Source organism: Streptomyces fodineus (assembly GCF_001735805.1).
In the GTDB taxonomy this organism is placed as follows: Bacteria; Actinomycetota; Actinomycetes; order Streptomycetales; family Streptomycetaceae; genus Streptomyces; species Streptomyces fodineus.
On the sequence record NZ_CP017248.1, the window covers coordinates 3747573 to 3765785 of the forward strand.

The 18213-nt window shown below is 68.1% G+C and carries 12 protein-coding genes and 2 pseudogenes; 4 read left to right on the forward strand and 10 right to left on the reverse strand.

Going from position 1 to position 18213, the window contains the following annotated elements:
* Positions 1-3: 3 nt before the first annotated feature.
* Complete coding sequence (locus BFF78_RS15375; RefSeq protein WP_069778878.1) at positions 4-465, reverse strand: ATP-binding protein; 462 nt, start codon at positions 463-465, stop codon at positions 4-6.
* Positions 466-585: 120 nt separating this feature from the next.
* On the opposite strand from BFF78_RS15375, the gene BFF78_RS15380 reads away from it, so the two are divergent.
* Together BFF78_RS15380 and BFF78_RS15385 are read left to right on the forward strand one after the other, a co-directional pair.
* Entirely contained in the window at positions 586-1461 is an 876-nt protein-coding gene (locus BFF78_RS15380) for a helix-turn-helix domain-containing protein (protein ID WP_069778879.1), read from the forward strand.
* Positions 1458-1667: a DUF397 domain-containing protein gene (locus tag BFF78_RS15385; RefSeq protein ID WP_069778880.1), complete on the forward strand. Its 210-nt coding sequence runs from the start codon at positions 1458-1460 to the stop codon at positions 1665-1667. Before BFF78_RS15380 ends, BFF78_RS15385 begins: the two co-directional genes overlap by 4 nt.
* A 12-nt stretch (positions 1668-1679) precedes the next feature.
* Here the strand turns inward: BFF78_RS15385 and BFF78_RS15390 are convergent, their stop codons facing one another.
* The 4 genes and pseudogenes from BFF78_RS15390 to BFF78_RS15400 form a co-directional block, all read right to left on the reverse strand.
* Positions 1680-3275 (reverse strand): type I restriction-modification system subunit M, encoded by a 1596-nt coding sequence (locus BFF78_RS15390; protein ID WP_069778881.1) that lies wholly within the window; start codon positions 3273-3275, stop codon positions 1680-1682.
* Positions 3276-4266: 991 nt separating this feature from the next.
* Positions 4267-4728 (reverse strand): annotated as a pseudogene (locus BFF78_RS50145) (restriction endonuclease subunit S); the annotation flags it as partial.
* Between the two features lie 14 nt (positions 4729-4742).
* A complete protein-coding gene (locus tag BFF78_RS15395; protein WP_227025837.1) occupies positions 4743-8339 on the reverse strand; it encodes a DEAD/DEAH box helicase family protein in 3597 nt (1198 codons plus the stop codon).
* A 129-nt stretch (positions 8340-8468) separates the two neighbouring features.
* Positions 8469-8663, reverse strand: coding sequence for a hypothetical protein (locus BFF78_RS15400; protein WP_055707280.1), 195 nt, complete (start codon positions 8661-8663; stop codon positions 8469-8471).
* 164 nt (positions 8664-8827) lie between these two features.
* Between BFF78_RS15400 and BFF78_RS15405 the strand changes: the two are divergent.
* Positions 8828-10962: pseudogene (locus tag BFF78_RS15405) on the forward strand (S9 family peptidase).
* A 157-nt stretch (positions 10963-11119) separates the two neighbouring features.
* Here the strand turns inward: BFF78_RS15405 and BFF78_RS15410 are convergent.
* The 5 genes from BFF78_RS15410 to BFF78_RS15430 are packed head-to-tail and all read right to left on the reverse strand — an operon-like array spanning position 11120 to position 16659.
* Positions 11120-12163 carry an ABC transporter ATP-binding protein gene (locus BFF78_RS15410; protein ID WP_069778882.1) on the reverse strand — a complete coding sequence of 348 codons (1044 nt, stop codon included), beginning with the start codon at positions 12161-12163 and terminating at the stop codon, positions 11120-11122.
* The gene (locus BFF78_RS15415) at positions 12147-13130 is read right to left on the reverse strand and encodes an ABC transporter ATP-binding protein (RefSeq protein ID WP_069778883.1); all 984 of its coding nucleotides are present in this window, start codon (positions 13128-13130) and stop codon (positions 12147-12149) included. The genes BFF78_RS15410 and BFF78_RS15415 overlap by 17 nt, the downstream gene beginning before the upstream one ends.
* A 7-nt stretch (positions 13131-13137) precedes the next feature.
* Positions 13138-14118, reverse strand: coding sequence for an ABC transporter permease (locus BFF78_RS15420; protein WP_069778884.1), 981 nt, complete (start codon positions 14116-14118; stop codon positions 13138-13140).
* Positions 14111-15034, reverse strand: a complete 924-nt coding sequence (locus tag BFF78_RS15425) for an ABC transporter permease (protein WP_069778885.1) — start codon at positions 15032-15034, stop codon at positions 14111-14113. The genes BFF78_RS15420 and BFF78_RS15425 overlap by 8 nt, the downstream gene beginning before the upstream one ends.
* Positions 15035-15039: 5 nt before the next feature.
* Positions 15040-16659 carry a peptide ABC transporter substrate-binding protein gene (locus tag BFF78_RS15430; RefSeq protein WP_069778886.1) on the reverse strand — a complete coding sequence of 540 codons (1620 nt, stop codon included), beginning with the start codon at positions 16657-16659 and terminating at the stop codon, positions 15040-15042.
* Between the two features lie 494 nt (positions 16660-17153).
* On the opposite strand from BFF78_RS15430, the gene BFF78_RS15435 reads away from it, so the two are divergent.
* Entirely contained in the window at positions 17154-18182 is a 1029-nt protein-coding gene (locus BFF78_RS15435; protein WP_193433472.1) for an ABC transporter permease, read from the forward strand.
* Positions 18183-18213: the final 31 nt, after the last annotated feature.

Sequence of the window (18213 nt, forward strand, 5' to 3'; positions counted from 1 at the left end):
CTTTCAGTCGCCGACGGCACCGGAGCGCGTGGAGTCGGGTTCCGGTGACGTGAGGCCGATCTCCGCCCAGACGGTCTTGCGCGGAAAGCGCCCTTCGCTGGTTCCCCACCGGTCGGCGAGTGCGTCCACCAGGAGCAGCCCCCGGCCCGACTCGGCGCCGGCGCCGGGCTCCCGCAGCACGGGGCGCCGGTCGCCGCGCGTGTCGGTGACCTCGATGCGGAGCGTGCCGCCGACCACGTAGAGCGTCAGGCGGAAGCTGCGTCCGGGTACGCGGCCGTGGGTGGCCGCGTTGGCCGCCAGCTCGGCCACGATGTGCGTCGCGGGGTCGGTCGGGAGGCCCCAGCTTCGGAGTTGGTCGGCTGCGAGCAGTCGGGCCAGGCGGACACCGCGCTGGGTGGAGGAGAGCAGGACAGTGAAGTTGGGGATGCCGGTGTGGAGTTGGTCTTCGGCAATTTGCTGATTCACGTCACTCAGAGTGGCCGTCGGCTTCTACCGTGCTGAGTGATTACACCGTTGCGTACGGTGACTGTCCGGCGGTTGTCCGGTGCGTCCGGGGCTGTCGGTAGAACGGAGGGGCGTGCTCTGGTGACTGTCGATGCGGATACGGGACAGGTCCGGGATGAGTCGGACGAGCCGGGTTGGGAGGTGGATCCGGACGACGAGTGGGGTGTCGCGGTCATCGCCACCGTCGGACGACAGCTGAAACTGCGGCGGGAAGCGGCGGGGATGAAGGCCGGCGAGTTCGGCAAGGCCATCGGCTATGGCGAGGACCTGGTCTACAAGGTCGAAGGCGGCAAGCGGATCCCCCAGCCCGAGTATCTGGACAATGCCGACAAGGTGTTGCGGGCGGGTGGGCTGGTTTCGGCGATGAAGGCGGACGTGGCCAAGGTCCGGTATCCGAAGAAGGTTCGGGACCTGGCGGACTCGGAGGCCAAGGCAGTCGAGATCGGCGCGTACGAGACCAGCAATATCCACGGCTTGTTGCAGACACCCGAGCATGCGCGAGCGTTGCTGGAGTGCTGGCTGCCCACCTACACGCCAGAGGACCTGGAACGGCGGGTGGCCGCCCGCATGGCCAGGCAGTCCATTTTCGAGCGGTCGCCGGCACCGGCCCTCGGGTTCGTCCTGGAGGAGGCGACTCTACGCCGCAAGGTTGGGGGCACAATGGTGCGGCGACAGCAGTTCGAGCGCCTGCTGGAGCTGGGGCGGTTGAACAACGTCACGCTTCAAGTAATGCCGCTGGACAGCCCGCCACACCCTGGGATGAGCGGCAGGATCGAGTTGCTGAAGTTCGAGGACGGCACGGCAGTGGGGCGCGCCGACGGTGCTTTCAACGGACGTCCGATCTCGAGCCTCAAGGAGCTGCGCATTCTTGAACTGCGGTACGGGACCATCCGGGCACAGGCTCTTCCGCCCGGGGAGTCACTGGCCTTGATTGAGCAACTGCTGGGAGAAACATGATCCGCAAGTCCACTGCCGGTAACGCCTCCGAACCGGTGTGGTTCAAGAGCAGCTACAGCAGCGGCCCCGACGGCGACTCCTGCGTCGAGATCGCGATAGCGCCCGGCACCATCCACATCCGCGACTCCAAGAACGTCGAAGGCCCCCGGCTCATGCTGACGCCAGGGGCTTGGACCCAGTTCGTGTCGTACGCGTCCGAAGACTGACCCGCCAGCCAGTTACTCGACCTCGGCCTCCGGTACGTCCACCTCGCCGCCCAGGGAGCGGGCGATGGCCGTGAACTCGTTCAGGGCGGACTGGAGGTCGCGGACGATCTCCTCGGCGATCACCTCGGGCGGCAGGCCGCTGTCGGCGTCGTCGAGGGCGGGGTCCTTCATCCACGTGATGTCGAGGTTGACCTTGTCACGGGCGATCAGGTCCTCGTAGCTGAACTTCTTGAACGGCCCGTTCTCGCCCTCGGACTCGACGCGGGAGGAGCGGGGCTCGCCCGGCCGGTAGGCCGCCACGAAGTCGTCCAGGTGGGCGCGGGTGAGCGGGCGCTGCTTGAGCGTGAAGTGCTGGCCCGTGCGGAAGTCGTAGACCCACGTCTCGGTGGTGTGGGGCTTTCCGTCCGCGCGCGGGGGCTTCTTCTCGAAGAAGAGGACGTTCGCCTTCACGCCGCCCGCGTAGAAGATGCCGGTGGGCAGCCGCAGGATGGTGTGCAGGTCGAACTCGTCGAGCAGCTTGCGGCGGACCTTCTCACCCGCGCCGCCCTCGAAGAGGACGTTGTCCGGCAGGACGACGGCGGCGCGTCCACCGACCGCCGTCAGCGACATGATGTGCTGCAGGAAGTTGAGCTGTTTGTTGGTGGTCGTCGCGGTGAAGTCGTCGCGGTCGTACTGGACGTCGTCCTTCTCGGCCTCGCCGTCCTGACCGATCACGGTGATCGCGGACTTGCGGCCGAAGGGCGGGTTCGCGAGGACCAGGGTGGCGTGCTTGCCGCTGGGCTTGTCCGCGAGGGCGTCCCCGACGGTGATCAGGCTCGGGCCGTCGCTCTTGCCGATGCCGTGGAGGAGCATGTTCATCGCGGCGAGGCGAGCGGTGCCGGTGACGAGTTCGTTGCCCCAGATCTTGCGACCCTCGTCGTAAGCCCTGCGCTCGTCGAGAGACATGGCCTTCATGTGGTGATCGCGAATGTAGGCATGGGCGGCGATGAGGAAGCCGCCGGTACCGCAGGCCGGGTCGGTGATCGTGTCGCTAGGGCCAGGTTGCATGACCTCAACCATGGCGTCGATAAGGGGCCGGGGCGTGAAGTACTGGCCGGCGCCGGTCTTGGTGTCCGAGGCGCCCTTCGCGAGCAGGCCCTCGTAGGCATCGCCCTTGAGGTCGGTGCCGGTCACCATCCATTCCTCGCGGCCGATCAGGTCGACGACCAGCTTTTCGAGGAGGGCGGGCTTGGTGATCCGGTTCTGGGCCTCGGCGAAGATCGTCCCGATGGTGGTGTCGGGGTGGCGACCGAGGTGTTCCAGGACCGCCCGGTAGTGCTTCTCCAACTCGGGGCCGCGCTTGGTGACGAGGGACTGCCAGTTGTACTCGGCGGGCACGATCGCGCTCATGTCCCGCCCGTCCCACGGGTCGTTCTCCATCTCGTCGACCATCTTGAGGAAGAGCAGGTAGGACAGTTGCTCGACGTACTCGATGGTGGACATGCCGTTGTCCCGGAGGACGTTGCAGTAGTTCCAGAGCTTGGCGACGAGCGTGTTCGTCTGGGCGACCGCCTTGGCTGTCTTGACCGGCTCTGCGGCGGGCTGCTGGGCGTCTGCGGGGGCGGTCACAGGTCGAACTCCTGCTGTACGGCGAGGGCGGGGACGGGGGTCGGTTGGGGGCCGCGGCTTCGGCGGCCCGCGGGGCTGGTGTCCTGGCAGCCCTCGTGGGCGTTGCTTTGCGTGAGCGCCTGGTGCCGAGCTCGGCGGCGCGCTCAGCGCGGATACGCTCAAGGACGACGGATGAGGGCTCGTCGTCAGAATGTTGTCTGACGAGCTGCCCAGAGAAGGCGCGTCGGAGAATCGCTCGCCGCAATGCAGATGATCGCCCTAGCGCCCGTTTCGCTTCCCGCGCCATGCCTTCAATGCCACTCAGTGTTTCATCTGCACGCTCGGCCAGTCGTGGCTGCTCTTCCGCTGGCGGTACAGGCACTCTCACGGAGAGCAAATCCTTCTGGGAAATGTTCCGCATGGATTCCTTACTCCCAGTGGCCTTTTCGGTGATCTGCTGACGCACCAAGGGAGCGGACAGCACCGAGATCAACCAGTCTCGACTCACGCCAGAAGCAGGAACCAGACGGAGACTCTTATCACTCAACAGAAGACGGGGTCGCGTCTCCCGCACGAGAACCGGCGCACCAACGTACTCGGGCGTATTAGCCCGACTTACCAAAATGTCCCCTGCCCTGATTTCGTAACGTGCGTCAATTTCCCTGTCAACCGGGACGGCTTTCTGTTCCTCTTGACGGAATTCTCCCCACGTCATTGCGCTGACCTTGATGACACCCCACTCATCATCAGTAGCGGGTCGGGGCTCACAACGGAAGGATTTCCCTGCTTCCACTCGCTCAACAACGTCCCGCAGGGAACGCCAGGACCACCCGTCAGGCAAGCCACCTTCGGCATGGATGAGGCGATCGCGTACAGCACCAACCAACCGGCCCTGTCTACGCAGAGCGCGTGATGCAGCGAGTTCCGCTCCATCAAGCCGCGACAACTGCTCTTCAAGCGCCTCGACGATCCGGCACTGCTCCGCAAGCGGAGGCAGTGCGAACTCCACTCGATTCAGCTTTGATGTGCTCAGCGTATAAAGACCGCTTGTCGATTGCGCCACGCTCATCAACTGGCCCGAGATTCCAGGCGAGTTCCACAACAACTCGAGAAACTTAGGGTCGATCGCCGATGTCGGCCGCACCTTGATCAGATGGTTCTGGTGCACAGCGTTTTCAATGGAACCATGCCACATGGCAGCACGGCCGATCTGTTCAGGACTTCCATTCCCTTCGACCACAAGCAAATCGCCGGCCCGCAGCCGAAACCTGTCGAGCTCTCCCTCGAACAACTCGATTTCGTGCACATCGGAAAGATCCAGCAGGCCGCGCCCCACGTTGGCAACACGCAAAAATGGGAACTTGTTTTGAACCGGACGGCGTTTGGCTTGCTTCTGGATTCCACCGCTGACGTCACAGACCTGGTCCAGTCTGACCCAAGCCCACCCCGCCGGAAGCTCCCTCTCCCCGTCCACGCCGCCGCTCTCGCTCAAGCCAGTTCCTGATTCAGCTCATCCAACAGTTCCAGCGCCCGGTCCTTGTCGCCGAAGGCCCGCATGAAGCCCCGGCCTCCGCCGCGCTCCGAGAAGGGTGCGACGGAGAAGTCCCCGGGCTCTATGCCGACGTCGACGGCGATGGCGTTCTTTATCCGCTCCAGCCACCACAGCTGGTCCTCGGTGAACTCCACGCCCGCCTGCCGCTGCCGCAGCAGCCAGCCCTCGAAGCGCTCCTCGACCACCGTACGGTACGGCCGCAGCTCGTCGTCCGCGCCCAGCTCGAAGCGGATGATCCGCATGAGGTCGCCGAGGCCCGCCTCCTTGCCGGGGCCGGCCGCCGCCTTGCCGAGCTGTTCGTAGTGGTCCCAGAGGACCCCCGTCGTCCAGGATCGGTTCGTCGCGCGGATGCGGCCCGCGAGCTCCTTCAGCGCCGCCCGCGCCTCACGCGGAGGGACCTTCGCCCCACTGCCCAGCGCGACCCGGATCGCCGCGTTCTCGTCGCGCTGCTCCTTCTCCAGCAGGGAGTTCCACTCGGCCAATTCCTTGCGTGCGCGCTCCTCCCTCGGGATCTCGCGCAGCTCTGTGACCTTCACCTCGGTCGTCTCGTCGTAGGTGAGGTCCTGCTGGTGGCGGATCTCCAGGATCAGCTTGCGCAGCTTCGGGCGGGCGGTGAGCGGGGCCACCGCGTCCTGGACCAGCTTCTGCGCCAGTTCGGGGCCGCCCTCGTGCCGGGCACGGTCCTGGGTGTCCACGTCCACCGCGTCCGTGATGCGGCGGGCCAGGTCGGCCAGGCTCACTCCCCCGGATGCCTCGACCAGCAGGTCCCTCTCCTCGCTCCCGAGCTGCCGGTCGATACGGGCCAGGCGGCGGGCCAGCGTCTCCGCCTCGTCGGCCGTCAGGGACCGCGTGCCGGCCTTGTCGAGGAGCTTGGCCAGCGGAACACCGCGCTGGGCCCCGGCCGGGATCAGCGGGCGGGCGTCCACCAGCGGGGAGTCCGTGACGCCGACCGCGTCGATGAGGACGAAACGGTCCTTCTTCAGGTCGGGCGCCGCCTCCGGGGTGACCGCCTTCAGGTCGTCCGCGTCGATGGAGCGGGCGCCCCGACCCTTCATCTGCTCGAACATCACCGGGCTCTTCACCGGCCGCAGGAAGATCACGCACTCCAGCGGCTTCACGTCCGTGCCCGTGGCGATCATGTCGACGGTGACCGCGACGCGCAGCCGAGGCGAGTTGCGCAGGTCGTTGATCAGGGCCTCGGGGTCGTCGCCGTTGTCGCGGGAGCGGTAGGTGATCTTCTTGGCGAACTCGTCGCCCCGACCGAAGACCTGCTTGACCTGCTTGAGCACCTCGTCGGCGTGGTCGTCGTAGGGGCCGGCGAAGATCAGGGTCTTGGGGACGTCGGCCCGGCCGGGGAACCAACGCTTCCAGTTGTCCCGGTAGAGCGTCAGCACGGCACGGACCTCGTCCTCCGTGATGACCGTGCGGCCGATCTGCGGGGCGGTGTAGGTGAAGTCCTCATCCAGTTCCTCGTACCGCTGGGCGCGGGTCTGCCGGTCGCGGATGCGGACCGTCGTGCCCGCCTCGATCGTCGCGACGGCGCCCTCGTCCCGCAGGTCGGTCTTGATGCGCACGATGTCGAAGTCGACGTTGACGCCGTCGGCGACGGCCTGCTCGTAGGTGTAGCGCGAGACCTCGTTGTTGTCGAAGAAGCCCTTGGTCTGGCGGGTGGGCGTGGCGGTGAGGCCGACGAGGTGGGCGTCGAAGTACTCCAGGACCCCGCGCCACAGGCCGTAGATGGAGCGGTGGCACTCGTCGACAACGATCACGTCGAAGGATTCGATCGGGACGTCGGGGTTGTACTCGACCGTGATCGGCTCGTCCGCCACGTAGGACTCGTCCAGGGGCGAGGTCGCGTCGTCCTCGCGGTCCTCGGTCTCCGGCCCGTCCTCCAACGGCTCGCCCTTCAGGAGGGCGTACATCCGCTGGATCGTCGAGATGACGACCGAGGAGGTCTCCTGGAGGCCGCCGCGGCCCAGCATGTCGACGTTGTAGAGGTCGGTGAGCTTCCGGTTCTCGTCCGGCGTGCGGTACTTGTCGAACTCCGCGCGAGCCTGACGGCCGAGGTTGTTGCGGTCGACGAGGAAGAGAATCCGACGGGCACCGGCATAGCGCAGCAGCCGATAGGTCTCGGTGACGGCGGTGAACGTCTTGCCGGCGCCCGTGGCCATCTGTATGAGAGCGCGCGGCCGGTCGGCGGCCAGGGAGCCCTCCAGGCCTGTGATGGCCTCCACCTGGGCCATGCGCAGGCCGTGGGTCTCCAGCAGCGGCATGCGGGTCCGCAGGGCCGCTCGGAAGGTCGGTGCGTCCGGGTGCTCGTCGGCGTACCTCATCCACGCGAGCACGGTGTCCGGGCGGTGGAAGGCGAAGACCTCGCGGGAGCGGGCGTCCGGGTCCACGCGGTTGAGGAAATACGTCTCGGTGCCGGTGGTGGCGTAGCGGAAAGCGAAGGGCTCGTCGCGGCGCCACACGGCCATGGCGTGCTCCTTGAGCACGCCCGCCGCGTACCGTTCGTTCTGGGCGAGGGCGCCGGCCAGGGGGGTCCCCTCGCGCTTGGCCTCGATGACGCCGACGATCCTCCCGCCGACGTAGAGGACGTAGTCGGCGCGGCCGGTGGCGAGGGTGAACTCGCGGATGGCGACCCCCGTACCCGCCAGTGGGTTGGCGTCCGCTCTGTCCTGGACCAGCCAGCCTGCCTTGGCCAGCATGGTGTCGATCTTCTCCCGCGCCTGCACCTCGTTGAGCGGAGCGGGGCGCTGGGCGCGCTCCACGATCGCGTCACGGGCGGCGGAGGCGACCGGTCGGGGCTTGAGCCGCTCGACGTCGTACCGCTGCTGGTGGGTGGCCCGCAGTTCCGCGACCTGTGCCCGCAGTTCCTCCACCTGTGCGGCGTACGTCGCCTTGGCCTGCTCGGCGCTGGCGATGATCCTTTCGGCCTCGGCACGGGCACGGCGCTCCGCCTCCAGGCGGTCGCCGGCCTCCGACAGCTTCACGCGGGACTCGGCGAGCGTGCGCTGGTGTCCCTCCAGCGCCTCGCGCAGCTCCGCGAGTTCCTGCGGGTCGGTCTCCGGCGTCTCGGCGGGGAGCGTGGGCGGGACGAACGCGGTCACCGCGCGGGTGCCGCCCATGGCGCGGTCGAAGAGGTCGCCGAGCTGCCAACACAGTTTCAGAGCTTCCAGGGCCCTGGTGGTGTCGAAGAGGTGGTTGTGCGCGGCGTCGTTGCGGCCCCGGCGCAGCTTGTGGAACGCGTCACGGCTCCAGCCGACGAGGACGCCGGCCCGGGTCAGAGCGTTGATGCGGTCGACCTGGTTCGTCCCCTGGACACGCGTGCCCGTCCGCGTGACGAACTCCTCGGCCAGCACCTCGCCGAACTGGCCGGCGCTGACGTAGGCGGCGTTCGGATTGGTGAAGACGGTGAGTTCGGCCTGGGAGCCGTAGATGGCGAGCAGCGGCTGGTACCCGTACAGGCGTCCGAAGTTGGGGGACGCCTTCGCCAGCTCCCGAAGCCGCTTGTCCACGCTCTCGTCGTCCACCCTCCGGCCCCCCAGCCTCGCTCGTCCAGGACGGCACAGCTTACGGAGTCGGGTGGTTACAGGCAGCGGAATCGGACAGCCGGCGACCGGATCGGGTGGTCAGCCGTCCAGCCGCCACCACGGCGGCCGTCAGAACTTGATGCTGCTGATCATGCTGGCGACGTTGGTCGTCAGCTGGCTGATCGTGGGGGCGACGGTCGAGGAGGCGAGGTAGAAGCCGAGCAGCATGCAGACGAGCGCATGACCGCCCTTCAGCCCCGACTTCTTGATCAACAGGAAGACGATGATCGCCAGCAGCACCACCGCCGAAATCGAGAGTGCCACGGCGGCTCACCTCCAAAGATCGCCAGATCTAGATCAGTTGAGCAAATCCATGCAGACGCCAGCAGGTTCATACCCACAGTGCGGTAGTGATCATAACTATCCGTACTCGCGCATCGCGCGGCGCACGGCCGCACAAGGGGGCGCATGGCCAATATGGTCGGGGTATGACGACCGAGACGACCGAGTCTGACTCCTTCCCCCGTCGGTACGCCCGGACACAGCGGTTCACGCTCGGCGCGCCGCGTGCGTTCACCGTGGCGCCCGACGGTTCGCGTGTCGCGTTCCTGCGCTCCGGCTCCGGCAGCGACCGGGCCAACTCCCTGTGGGTCATGGATCTTCCGGGGGGCGAAGAGCGTCTCGCGGCCGACCCCGGCACCCTCCTCGGCGGCGCCCGCGAAGAGCTCTCGGCCGAGGAGCGGGCGCGCCGCGAGCGCAGCCGGGAGGGGGGTGCCGGCATCGTCGGCTACGCCACCGACAGCGCCCTGGAGTTGGCGTCTTTCGCCTTGTCAGGGCGGCTTTTCACAGCCGAGCTGCGGGCCGGGACGGCGCGTGAACTCCGGGTTCCGGGGCCGGTGATCGACCCGCGTCCGTCGCCCGACGGGCGGCACATCGCGTACGTCGCCCAGGGCGCGCTGCGGGTCGTGGGCGCCGAGGGTGAGGGCGACCGGGCGCTCGCGGAACCGGAGTCGGGGCAGGTGACCTACGGCCTGGCCGAGTTCATCGCGGCCGAGGAGATGGGGCGTTCGCGGGGCTTTTGGTGGGCGCCGGACGGGGACCGGCTGCTCGTGGCGCGGGTGGACGACACGCCGGTGCGGCGGTGGTGGATCGCGGACCCGGCCCGGCCGGACTGTGAGCCGACCGACATCGCGTACCCGGCCGCGGGCACACCGAACGCGGAGGTACGGCTGTTCGTGCTCGGCCTCGACGGGGCGCGCACGGAGGTGGCGTGGGACCGGTCCCGCTATCCGTATCTGGCCCGAGTGCACTGGTCAGCGGCGGGTGCGCCGCTGTTGCTGGTGCAGGCGAGGGACCAGCGCGGCCAGCTGTTCCTGGCGGTGGACCCGGACAACGGGGCGACCCGGATGGTGCACGCGGACGAAGATCCAAGTTGGCTTGAATTGTTCGCCGGAGTGCCCTGCTGGAGCCCCTCCGGGCAGCTTGTCCGTATCGCGGACGAGGGCGGCGCGCGGGTGCTGGCGGTCGGCGAACGGCCCTTGACCAGCGACCAGTTGCACATCCGGGCGGTACTGGACGTGGGCGCCGACGACGTGCTGGTTTCCGCCTCGGCGGGAGCGGAGGCGCAGGAGCCGGAGACCGGCGAGATCCATGTGTACCGGGTGAACGAGCTGGGTGTGGAGCGCGTGTCGCAGGAGCCCGGCGTGCACTCGGCGGTACGCGCCGGGGGCGTGACGGTACTGGTGTCCGCGACGCCGGACAGCCCGGGCACTCGTGTCCAGGTGCTGCATGACGGAAAACCGGCGGCGACTGTCCGGTCGTACGCCGAAAATCCTGGTTTGTCCCCGCGAGTGACCCTCACCCAGGGGGCGCACGCCGCATTCCGTGCGCCGTGCTTATGCCGCGGGACTACCCCGGCGACGCTCCGCTGCCCGTACTCATGGACCCCTACGGCGGCCCGCACGGCCAGCGGGTGCTCGCCGCGCACAACGCCCACCTCACCTCCCAGTGGTTCGCCGACCAGGGTTTCGCGGTGGTCGTGGCCGACGGCCGGGGCACCCCGGGGCACTCGCCCACCTGGGAGAAGGCGATCCGGGACGAGCTGGCGGCCGTCGTACTCCAGGACCAGGTGGACGCGCTGCACGCGCTCGCCGGGGAGTACCCGCTGGATCTGGGCCGGGTCGGCATCCGAGGCTGGTCCTTCGGCGGATATCTGGCCGCGCTGGCGGTGCTGCGGCGCCCCGATGTCTTCCACGCGGCGGTCGTCGGCGCCCCCGTCACCGATCTGCGGCTGTACGACACCCACTACCAGGAGCGCTACCTCGGGCACCCGGAGGAGCAGCCGGAGGTCTACCGCCGCAACTCGGTGATCGACGACGCGGGTCTGGTCGACCCGGCCGAGCCGCACCGCCCGATGATGATCATCCACGGGCTGGCGGACGACAACGTCGTCGTCGCCCACTCCCTGCGGCTGTCCTCCGCCCTGCTCGCCGCGGGGCGCCCGCACGAGGTGCTGCCGCTGTCCGGGGTGACGCACATGACCCCGCAGGAGACCGTCGCGGAGAACCTGCTGCGGCTGCAGCTGGACTTCCTCCGGCGTTCGCTGCCACACCGGGACAATTGACCGTCAACCGCGTTAACACGCAGGCAACTCCACGGAAGCGGTACCGATATACGGACGCGCGAGGCTGATCAGCGTACGGCCGTGCGGGTGCCGTGAGCGGGCCGGGATGCGCCATGTCATCCCGGCCCGTTGCCGTACCCCCTGCTCCCCTGCACCCCTACTCCCCCTCCGCCGGAACCACCTGTTTCTCCTCCGCGAAGTGGCAGGCCGAGTCATGGGCCGCCGGGCCGGAGGTGTCCCGGAAGGCGGCCGGTACCGCGAGGGCCGGCACCTCCCGGGCGCAGCGCTCCTGCGCCTTCCAGCAGCGGGTGCGGAAGCGGCAGCCGGTGGGGATGTTCGTCGGGGACGGCACGTCCGAGCTGAGGATGATCCGCTCGCGGTGTTCGCGGGCCTCGGGATCCGGGACCGGGACCGCCGACAGCAGCGCCTGGGTGTAGGGGTGCGTGGGGTGGTCGTAGATCTCGGCGTCCCGGCCGATCTCCACGATCCGGCCCAGGTACATGACGCCGACCCGGTCGGAGATGTGCCGCACGATGGACAGGTCGTGCGCGATGAAGACGTAGGAGAGGTCGAACTCCGACTGCAGCCGGTCCAGCAGGTTGATCACCTGGGCCTGGATCGAGACGTCCAGCGCGGAGACGGGTTCGTCGGCGACGATGATCTCCGGGCGCAGGGCCAGCCCCCGTGCGATTCCGATGCGTTGGCGCTGGCCGCCGGAGAACTGGTGCGGATAGCGGTTGACGTACTCCGGGTTGAGGCCCACCACGTCCAGCAGCTCCTGGACCCTGCGGCGGCGGTCGCCCTTGGGCGCGGCCTCGGGGTGGATGTCGTACGGCTCCCCGACGATGTCGCCGACGGTCATACGGGGGTTGAGGGAGGTGTAGGGGTCCTGGAAGACCATCTGGATGTTGCGGCGTACGGATTTCAGCGCGCGGCCGGACAGCCGGGTGATGTCCTCGCCCTTGAAGCGGATGGACCCCGCCGTCGGCCGTTCCAGATTGCAGAGCATCTTGGCGAGCGTCGACTTGCCGCAGCCCGACTCGCCGACGATGCCGAGGGTTTCGCCCCTGGCGAGGGTGAAGTCGACGCCGTCGACGGCCTTCACCGCGCCGATCTGCTTCTTGAACAGGATGCCCCGGGTGAGCGGGTAGTGCTTGACGAGCCCGGTCACCTCGAGGATCGGCTCAGCGATCGTGGTCATCGAGGCACTCCCTCCAGAAGTGGCAGGCGCTGCCGCGGGTGCCGGAGACCTCGTACAGCGGGGGTTCGTCGGTGCGGCAGACGTCCTGCGCCATCGGGCAGCGGGGGTGGAAGGAGCAGCCCGGCGGGATGTTCATCAGGTTCGGCGGCAGGCCCTTGATGGCGTACAGCTCCTGGCCCTTCTGGTGCAGGCGCGGGATGGAGTCCAGCAGGCCGCGGGTGTAGGGGTGGGCGGGCGCCTTGTAGATGTCGCGGACCGGCGCGGACTCGACGATCTTCCCGGCGTACATCACCGCGATCCGGTCGGCCACGTCCGCCACGACCCCGAGATCGTGGGTGATGAGGATCAGCCCCATGTGGTACTCGCGCTGCAACTCCGCGAGCAGGTCCATGACCTGGGCCTGCACGGTGACGTCCAGGGCGGTGGTGGGCTCGTCGGCGATGATGAGCGCCGGCTCCAGGGCCAGCGCCATGGCGATCATGATGCGCTGGCGCATACCGCCGGAGAACTGGTGGGGGTAGTCCCGCACCCGCTGGGCGGCGGCCGGGATCCGCACCCGTTCCATCAGCTCGACGGCCTTGGCCCGCGCGTCCTTCTTCGACATCCCGCGGTGCACGACGAACATCTCGCCGAGCTGGTCTCCCACGGAGATGACGGGATTGAGCGCCGACAGCGCGTCCTGGAAGATCATCGCCATCCCGGCGCCGCGGATCCTCCGCCGCTCCTCCTCCTTCAGCGTGAGCAGGTCCTGTCCCTGGAAGAGGATCCGCCCGCCGGTGATCCTGCCAGGCGGCATGTCGAGGATCCCCATCACGGCCTGCGCGGTCACCGACTTCCCCGACCCCGACTCCCCGAGCACGGCAAGGGTCTCCCCCGCGTCGACCTCGTAACTCACCCCGTTGACGGCGTGCGCGACCCCGTCCCGCGTCCGGAACTCCACCCGCAGCTCCCGCACTTCGAGCAGCACGCCGCCCTCACCTCAGCTTCGGGTCGAGGGCGTCGCGGACCGCGTCGCCGAGCATGATGAAGGCCAGGACCGTGACGGCGAGGGCGCCCGAGGGCCACAGGAGGGCGTGGGGGGCGTTGCGGACGTAGGGGGAGGAGGCGGAGATGTCGATGCCCCAGGAGACGCTGGGCGGTTTCAGCCCCACGCCGAGGTACGACAGGGTCGCCTCCAGCGCGATGTAGGTGCCGAGGGCGATGGTCGCGACGACGATCACCGGCGCCACGGCGTTCGGGGCGATGTGCCGCAGCAGGATGCGGGAGTCGGAGGCGCCGAGCGCGCGGGCGGCCTGGACGTAGTCGTTCTGCTTGGCGGTGATGACCGAGCCGCGGGCGATGCGGCCGATCTGCGGCCAGCCGAGCAGCACCATGAAGCCGATCACCGGCCAGACCGTGTTGCTGGTGACCACGGAGAGCAGGACGAGACCGCCCAGGACGACCGGGATGGCGAAGAAGATGTCGGTGATCCGGGACAGGATCGAGTCCCAGACGCCGCCGAAGTAGCCGGCCAGGGCGCCCAGGACCGACCCGAGTACGGCCACCCCGAGCGTCGCCAGCACGCCCACCGTGACGGACGTACGGGCGCCGTAGACCGTGCGCGTGTACACGTTGCAGCCCAGGCCGTCGTACCCGAAGGGCGCGCCCGGCCCGGCGCCGTCCTGGGCCTTGGCGAGGTCGCACGTCAGGGGGCTGCCGGAGGCGATCGCCGAGGGCCACAGGGAGATGAAGACCAGGAAGAGGATCACCACGGCGGAGATCAGGAAGACCGGGTTGCGGCGCAGGTCGCGCCAGGCGTCGGACCACAGGGAGCGGGGCCTGCCCGCCGGGCCCGTGCCTTCGGGGCCGCCCGGGGTCCGCTCCAGGGTGGCCGCCTCGCTCGCGCCGAGGTCCATCGCGCCGCCCATGCCGGTCCCGGCGATCGCGCCCTCGGGCTCGTACGGCGGTTCAGGCATAGCGGATCCTCGGGTCGAGTACGGCGTACAGAAGGTCGACGAGGAGGTTGGCGACGAGGAAGACCAGGACGAGGACGGTCACGAAGCCGACGACGGTCTGGGTGTTCTGGCGCAGGATGCCCTGGTAGAGCTGGAAGCCGACGCCGTGGATGTTGAAGATCCGCTCGGTGACGATCGCACCGCCCATCAGCGCGCCGATGTCGGCGCCGATGAAGGTGACCACGGGGATCAGCGAGTTGCGCAGCAGGTGACGGACGACGACCCGGTGCCTGGGCAGGCCCTTGGCGATCGCCGTACGCACGTAGTCGGCCCGCTTGTTCTCCGCGATGGAGGTGCGGGTCAGCCGGGTGACGTAGGCGAGCGAGACGGAGGCCAGGACCAGGCCGGGCACGATCAGCTCGCCGAAGGTCGCGTACGCCGAGACGGACGGTCTGATCCAGCCCCACTGGACGCCGAGCAGCAGCTGGAGCAGCAGCCCGGTGACGAAGGTGGGTACGGAGATCACCACCAGGGTGCCCAGCAGCACCCCGGTGTCGACGGGCCGGCCGCGTCTGAGGCCCGTCAGCACGCCCAGCGTCACACCGATGACGATCTCGAAGAGGATGGCGACGATCGTGAGCCGGATGGTGACGGGGAACGCCGTGCCCATCAGCTCGGTGACCTTCTGGCCGTTGAAGGCGGTGCCGAAGTCGCCGGTGAACAGGTTGCCCATGTAGGTCGCGTACTGCTGCCAGAGCGGCTTGTCCAAGCCGAACTCCCGCTTGAGCTGGGCGGCGGTCGCCGGGTCGCAGGCCCGCTCGCCGCACAGGCCCGCGATGGGGTCGCCCATCACGTTCACCATCAGGAAGATCAGCAGCGTCGAGCCGATGAACACCGGGATCATCTGCAGCAGCCGCCTCGTCACATAGCGTCCCACGGGGATCAGCCGACCTTGATCTCGTTGTAGACGGGGACGCTGAAGGGGTTGAGCGCCACGTGGGACAGCCGGGCGGTGTAGCCGGCACTGCCGTTCTGGTACCAGAGCGGGATGGCGGCCATGTTGTCCCGTACGACGCCCTCGGCCTGCTGGAACAGTGCGATGGCCCTCGCGGTGTCGGTCTCGGCGTTGGCCCGGTCGACGAGGTGGTCGAACCGCTTGTTCGACCACCTGCCGTCGTTGGAGGAGGCGCCCGTGTAGTACAGGGGCTGCAGGAAGTCCTGGATCAACGGGTAGTCCATCTGCCAGCCGGCCCGGAAGGGACCGGTCATCTTGTGCCGCCCGATCTGGTTGCGGAAGTCGGCGAAGGTGCCGACGGGGTTGCCGACGCAGGCCTTGTCGTTGCCCAGCGCGTTGTTGACGGAGTTGCACACGGCGTCCACCCATTGCTTGTGCGAGCCCGTGTCCGCGTTGTACGTGATCGTCAGCCGGCCGCCGGGGAACCCGCCGCCCTCCTGGATCAGCTTCTTGGCCTGCGCGGGGTCGTAGTCGCAGGCGTGTCCGCACAGCCCGGCCTGATAGCCGCCGGCCGCGCCGAGGACCGGGGAGGTCCAGTCGGTGGCCGGGGTGCGGGTGCTGCGGAAGATGGTCTCGGTGATCTGCTTGCGGTTGATCGCCATGGACAGGCCCGTGCGGACCTTCCGTGCCCCGGCGGTGTTCCACTTCGGGTCGTAGTACGGGAAGGCCAGGGTCTGCAGGATGCCGGCCGGGGTGTTGATGTAGCGGCCGTTCAGGTCGGTTGCGACGTTCTTGAGCTGGGTGGAGGGCACGTCGTCGACGAGGTCGAGGTTGCCGGCCAGTACATCGGTGTAGGCGGTGTTGTTGTCGGTGTAGACCAGGAGGGTGACCCCGGCGTTCCGGGCGGGGTCGGGGCCGGGGTAGGCGCCCCACTTCTTCAGGTTCATCGCCGAGCCCCTCGTGTACGAGTCGATGAGATAGGGGCCGTTGCCGACGGGCTTCTTCAGCCAGGCGGCGTGGTCGGTGAAGAAGGAGCGGGGCAGCGGGGCGAAGGCGGCGTAACCGAGGGTGGCGGGGAAGCTGGAGAACTTCTGGTTGAGCCGGACGGTGAAGGTCCTCGGGCCGGTGACCTTGAGCCCGGACAGGGTGTCGGCGGTCTGGGGGCCGCTGTCGGGGTGGACCTTGTCGTAGCCCTCGATGTAGCCGAAGAAGTACGCGTTCTTCTGGTTGTTCCTCAGGCTCGCCCCGTAGTTCCAGGCGTCGACGAAGGAGCGGGCGGTCACCTTCTCGCCGTTGGAGAAGGTCCAGCCGTCCTTCACCTTCACGGTGAAGGTCTGCGAGTCCTTGGTGTCGATGGAGGCGGCGAGCCAGTTCTGGGCCTTGCCGGTCTTCGGGTCGTACTTCTTCAGGCCCCGGAAGATCATGTCGAGGACCTTGCCGCCCTGGACCTCGTTGGTGTTGGCGGGCTCCAGCGGGTTCTGCGGGTCGCCCCAGGAGGAGGTGAGCACCCCGGCCCCGCCGACTCCCCGGCCGCCACCGCAGGCGGTGGCCAGCAGGCCCGCGGCGATCACACAGGCGGCCCATCGGGCGCGCGTGATTCCCCGCATGGCTGCCTCCTCCGCGATCACGGATCCGATACCGGTCAATATCGACCCATGCACCACATCCCGCACGCCTGCCGCCGGATTGAAGGGCCTTTAGAGGGACACGTCATCCGAATGCAGGCGGCCGGAGGAGGCCACACGGACGACCCGGAGGGGGCCACACGGACGATCTTGCGCGGACCGCGCAACGGATCTTCGCGCACCGATACCAAAACGTTGGATTGCGACGGGCCGATGTACGCATTTCGGCACTCGACCGTCCGCATAACGAACTCATTGCCCGTTTAGTCCAGTTAGTCCGATGTGAAGCACGAATTGATTACGGCGCGCTACCCGCGTAGCTACGAAACGATCAAGCACGAGTAAAGAAGGTAAAGACGCAACCAAGGCGGCCGAGAATTTATTGACCTTGAATGAATTGCGTTGAAAAAGTCCGGCGTAGCCCGTAGGGGAGCGCCCTGCGGAGTCATCAGACCCTCCCTTGGGCCAGGAGCACCATGACCCCCCCAACTCCATCCGCGGCTGCCCCGCTTGAGGTGACCGACGCGACCGTGGCGAAGTCGACCACTTCCGGCGGTCCGAAGGGCAGCGAGAGCCGGTCTCCGGGGCGGCTCGCCTGGAACCGCTTCAAGCGCGACAAGACGGGCGTTATATCCGCCTATATCGTGATCTTCTTCTTCGTGATCGCGATCGCGGCGCCGCTCATAGCGAAGCTCTACGGCAAGAACCCGTACACCACGTACGCGAGCCAGGACCCGAGCCTGCTGGACGCCTTCTCGTACCCCGCGGGCCCCAACGGCGGCATGAGTTCGCAGTTCTGGTTCGGTATCGAGCCGCAGCTCGGCCGGGACGTGTTCACGTTCCTGCTCTACGGCATCCGGACCTCGCTGGGCATCGCCACGGCCGCCACCCTGCTCACCACGGTCCTCGGTGTCGTGATCGGTGTGACGGCGGGCTACCTGGGCGGCAGGACGGACTACATCGTCGGCCGGATCATCGACATCCTGCTGTCCTTCCCGTCCACGCTTTTCTTCATCGCGTTCATGCCGGTCGTCTACGGCATCTTCGTCGCCAGCGACGACAACATCCCGACCTCGCTGATCGCGGTCTCCCTGATCATCGTGCTGTCCGCCTTCGGCTGGGCGTCCATCGCCCGACTGCTGCGCGGTCAGGTGCTCGGCCTGCGCGAGCGCGAGTTCGTCGAGGCGGCCAAGGTCACGGGCGCGTCGCCCATGCGGATCGTGTTCAAGGAACTGCTGCCGAACCTGTGGACGCCGATCATCATCCAGTCCACGCTGATGCTCCCGACGTACGTGACGGCCGAGGCGGGTCTGGCCTTCCTCGGGGTCGGCATCAGCGACCCGACGCCCGACTGGGGCGTCATGATCGGCCGAGGGGCCCAGTTCTACTCGCAGGACATCACCTTCATGCTCTTCCCGGGCCTCTCGATGGTGATCTTCGTCCTCGCCTTCAACCTCCTCGGCGACTCCGTGCGCGACGCGCTCGACCCCAAGTCCAAGCGCTGACAGACCCGTTCCACCCGGCCCGGTTCGATGA

Bases quoted from the DNA above. Each gene is read 5' to 3' on its own strand.
- BFF78_RS15435 (WP_193433472.1), top strand. From the start codon at position 17,154: ATGACCCCCCCAACTCCATCCGCGGCTGCCCCGCTTGAGGTGACCGAC.
- BFF78_RS15410 (WP_069778882.1), bottom strand. From the start codon at position 12,163: ATGACCACGATCGCTGAGCCGATCCTCGAGGTGACCGGGCTCGTCAAG.
- BFF78_RS15430 (WP_069778886.1), bottom strand. From the start codon at position 16,659: ATGCGGGGAATCACGCGCGCCCGATGGGCCGCCTGTGTGATCGCCGCG.
- BFF78_RS15385 (WP_069778880.1), top strand. From the start codon at position 1,458: ATGATCCGCAAGTCCACTGCCGGTAACGCCTCCGAACCGGTGTGGTTC.
- BFF78_RS15420 (WP_069778884.1), bottom strand. From the start codon at position 14,118: ATGCCTGAACCGCCGTACGAGCCCGAGGGCGCGATCGCCGGGACCGGC.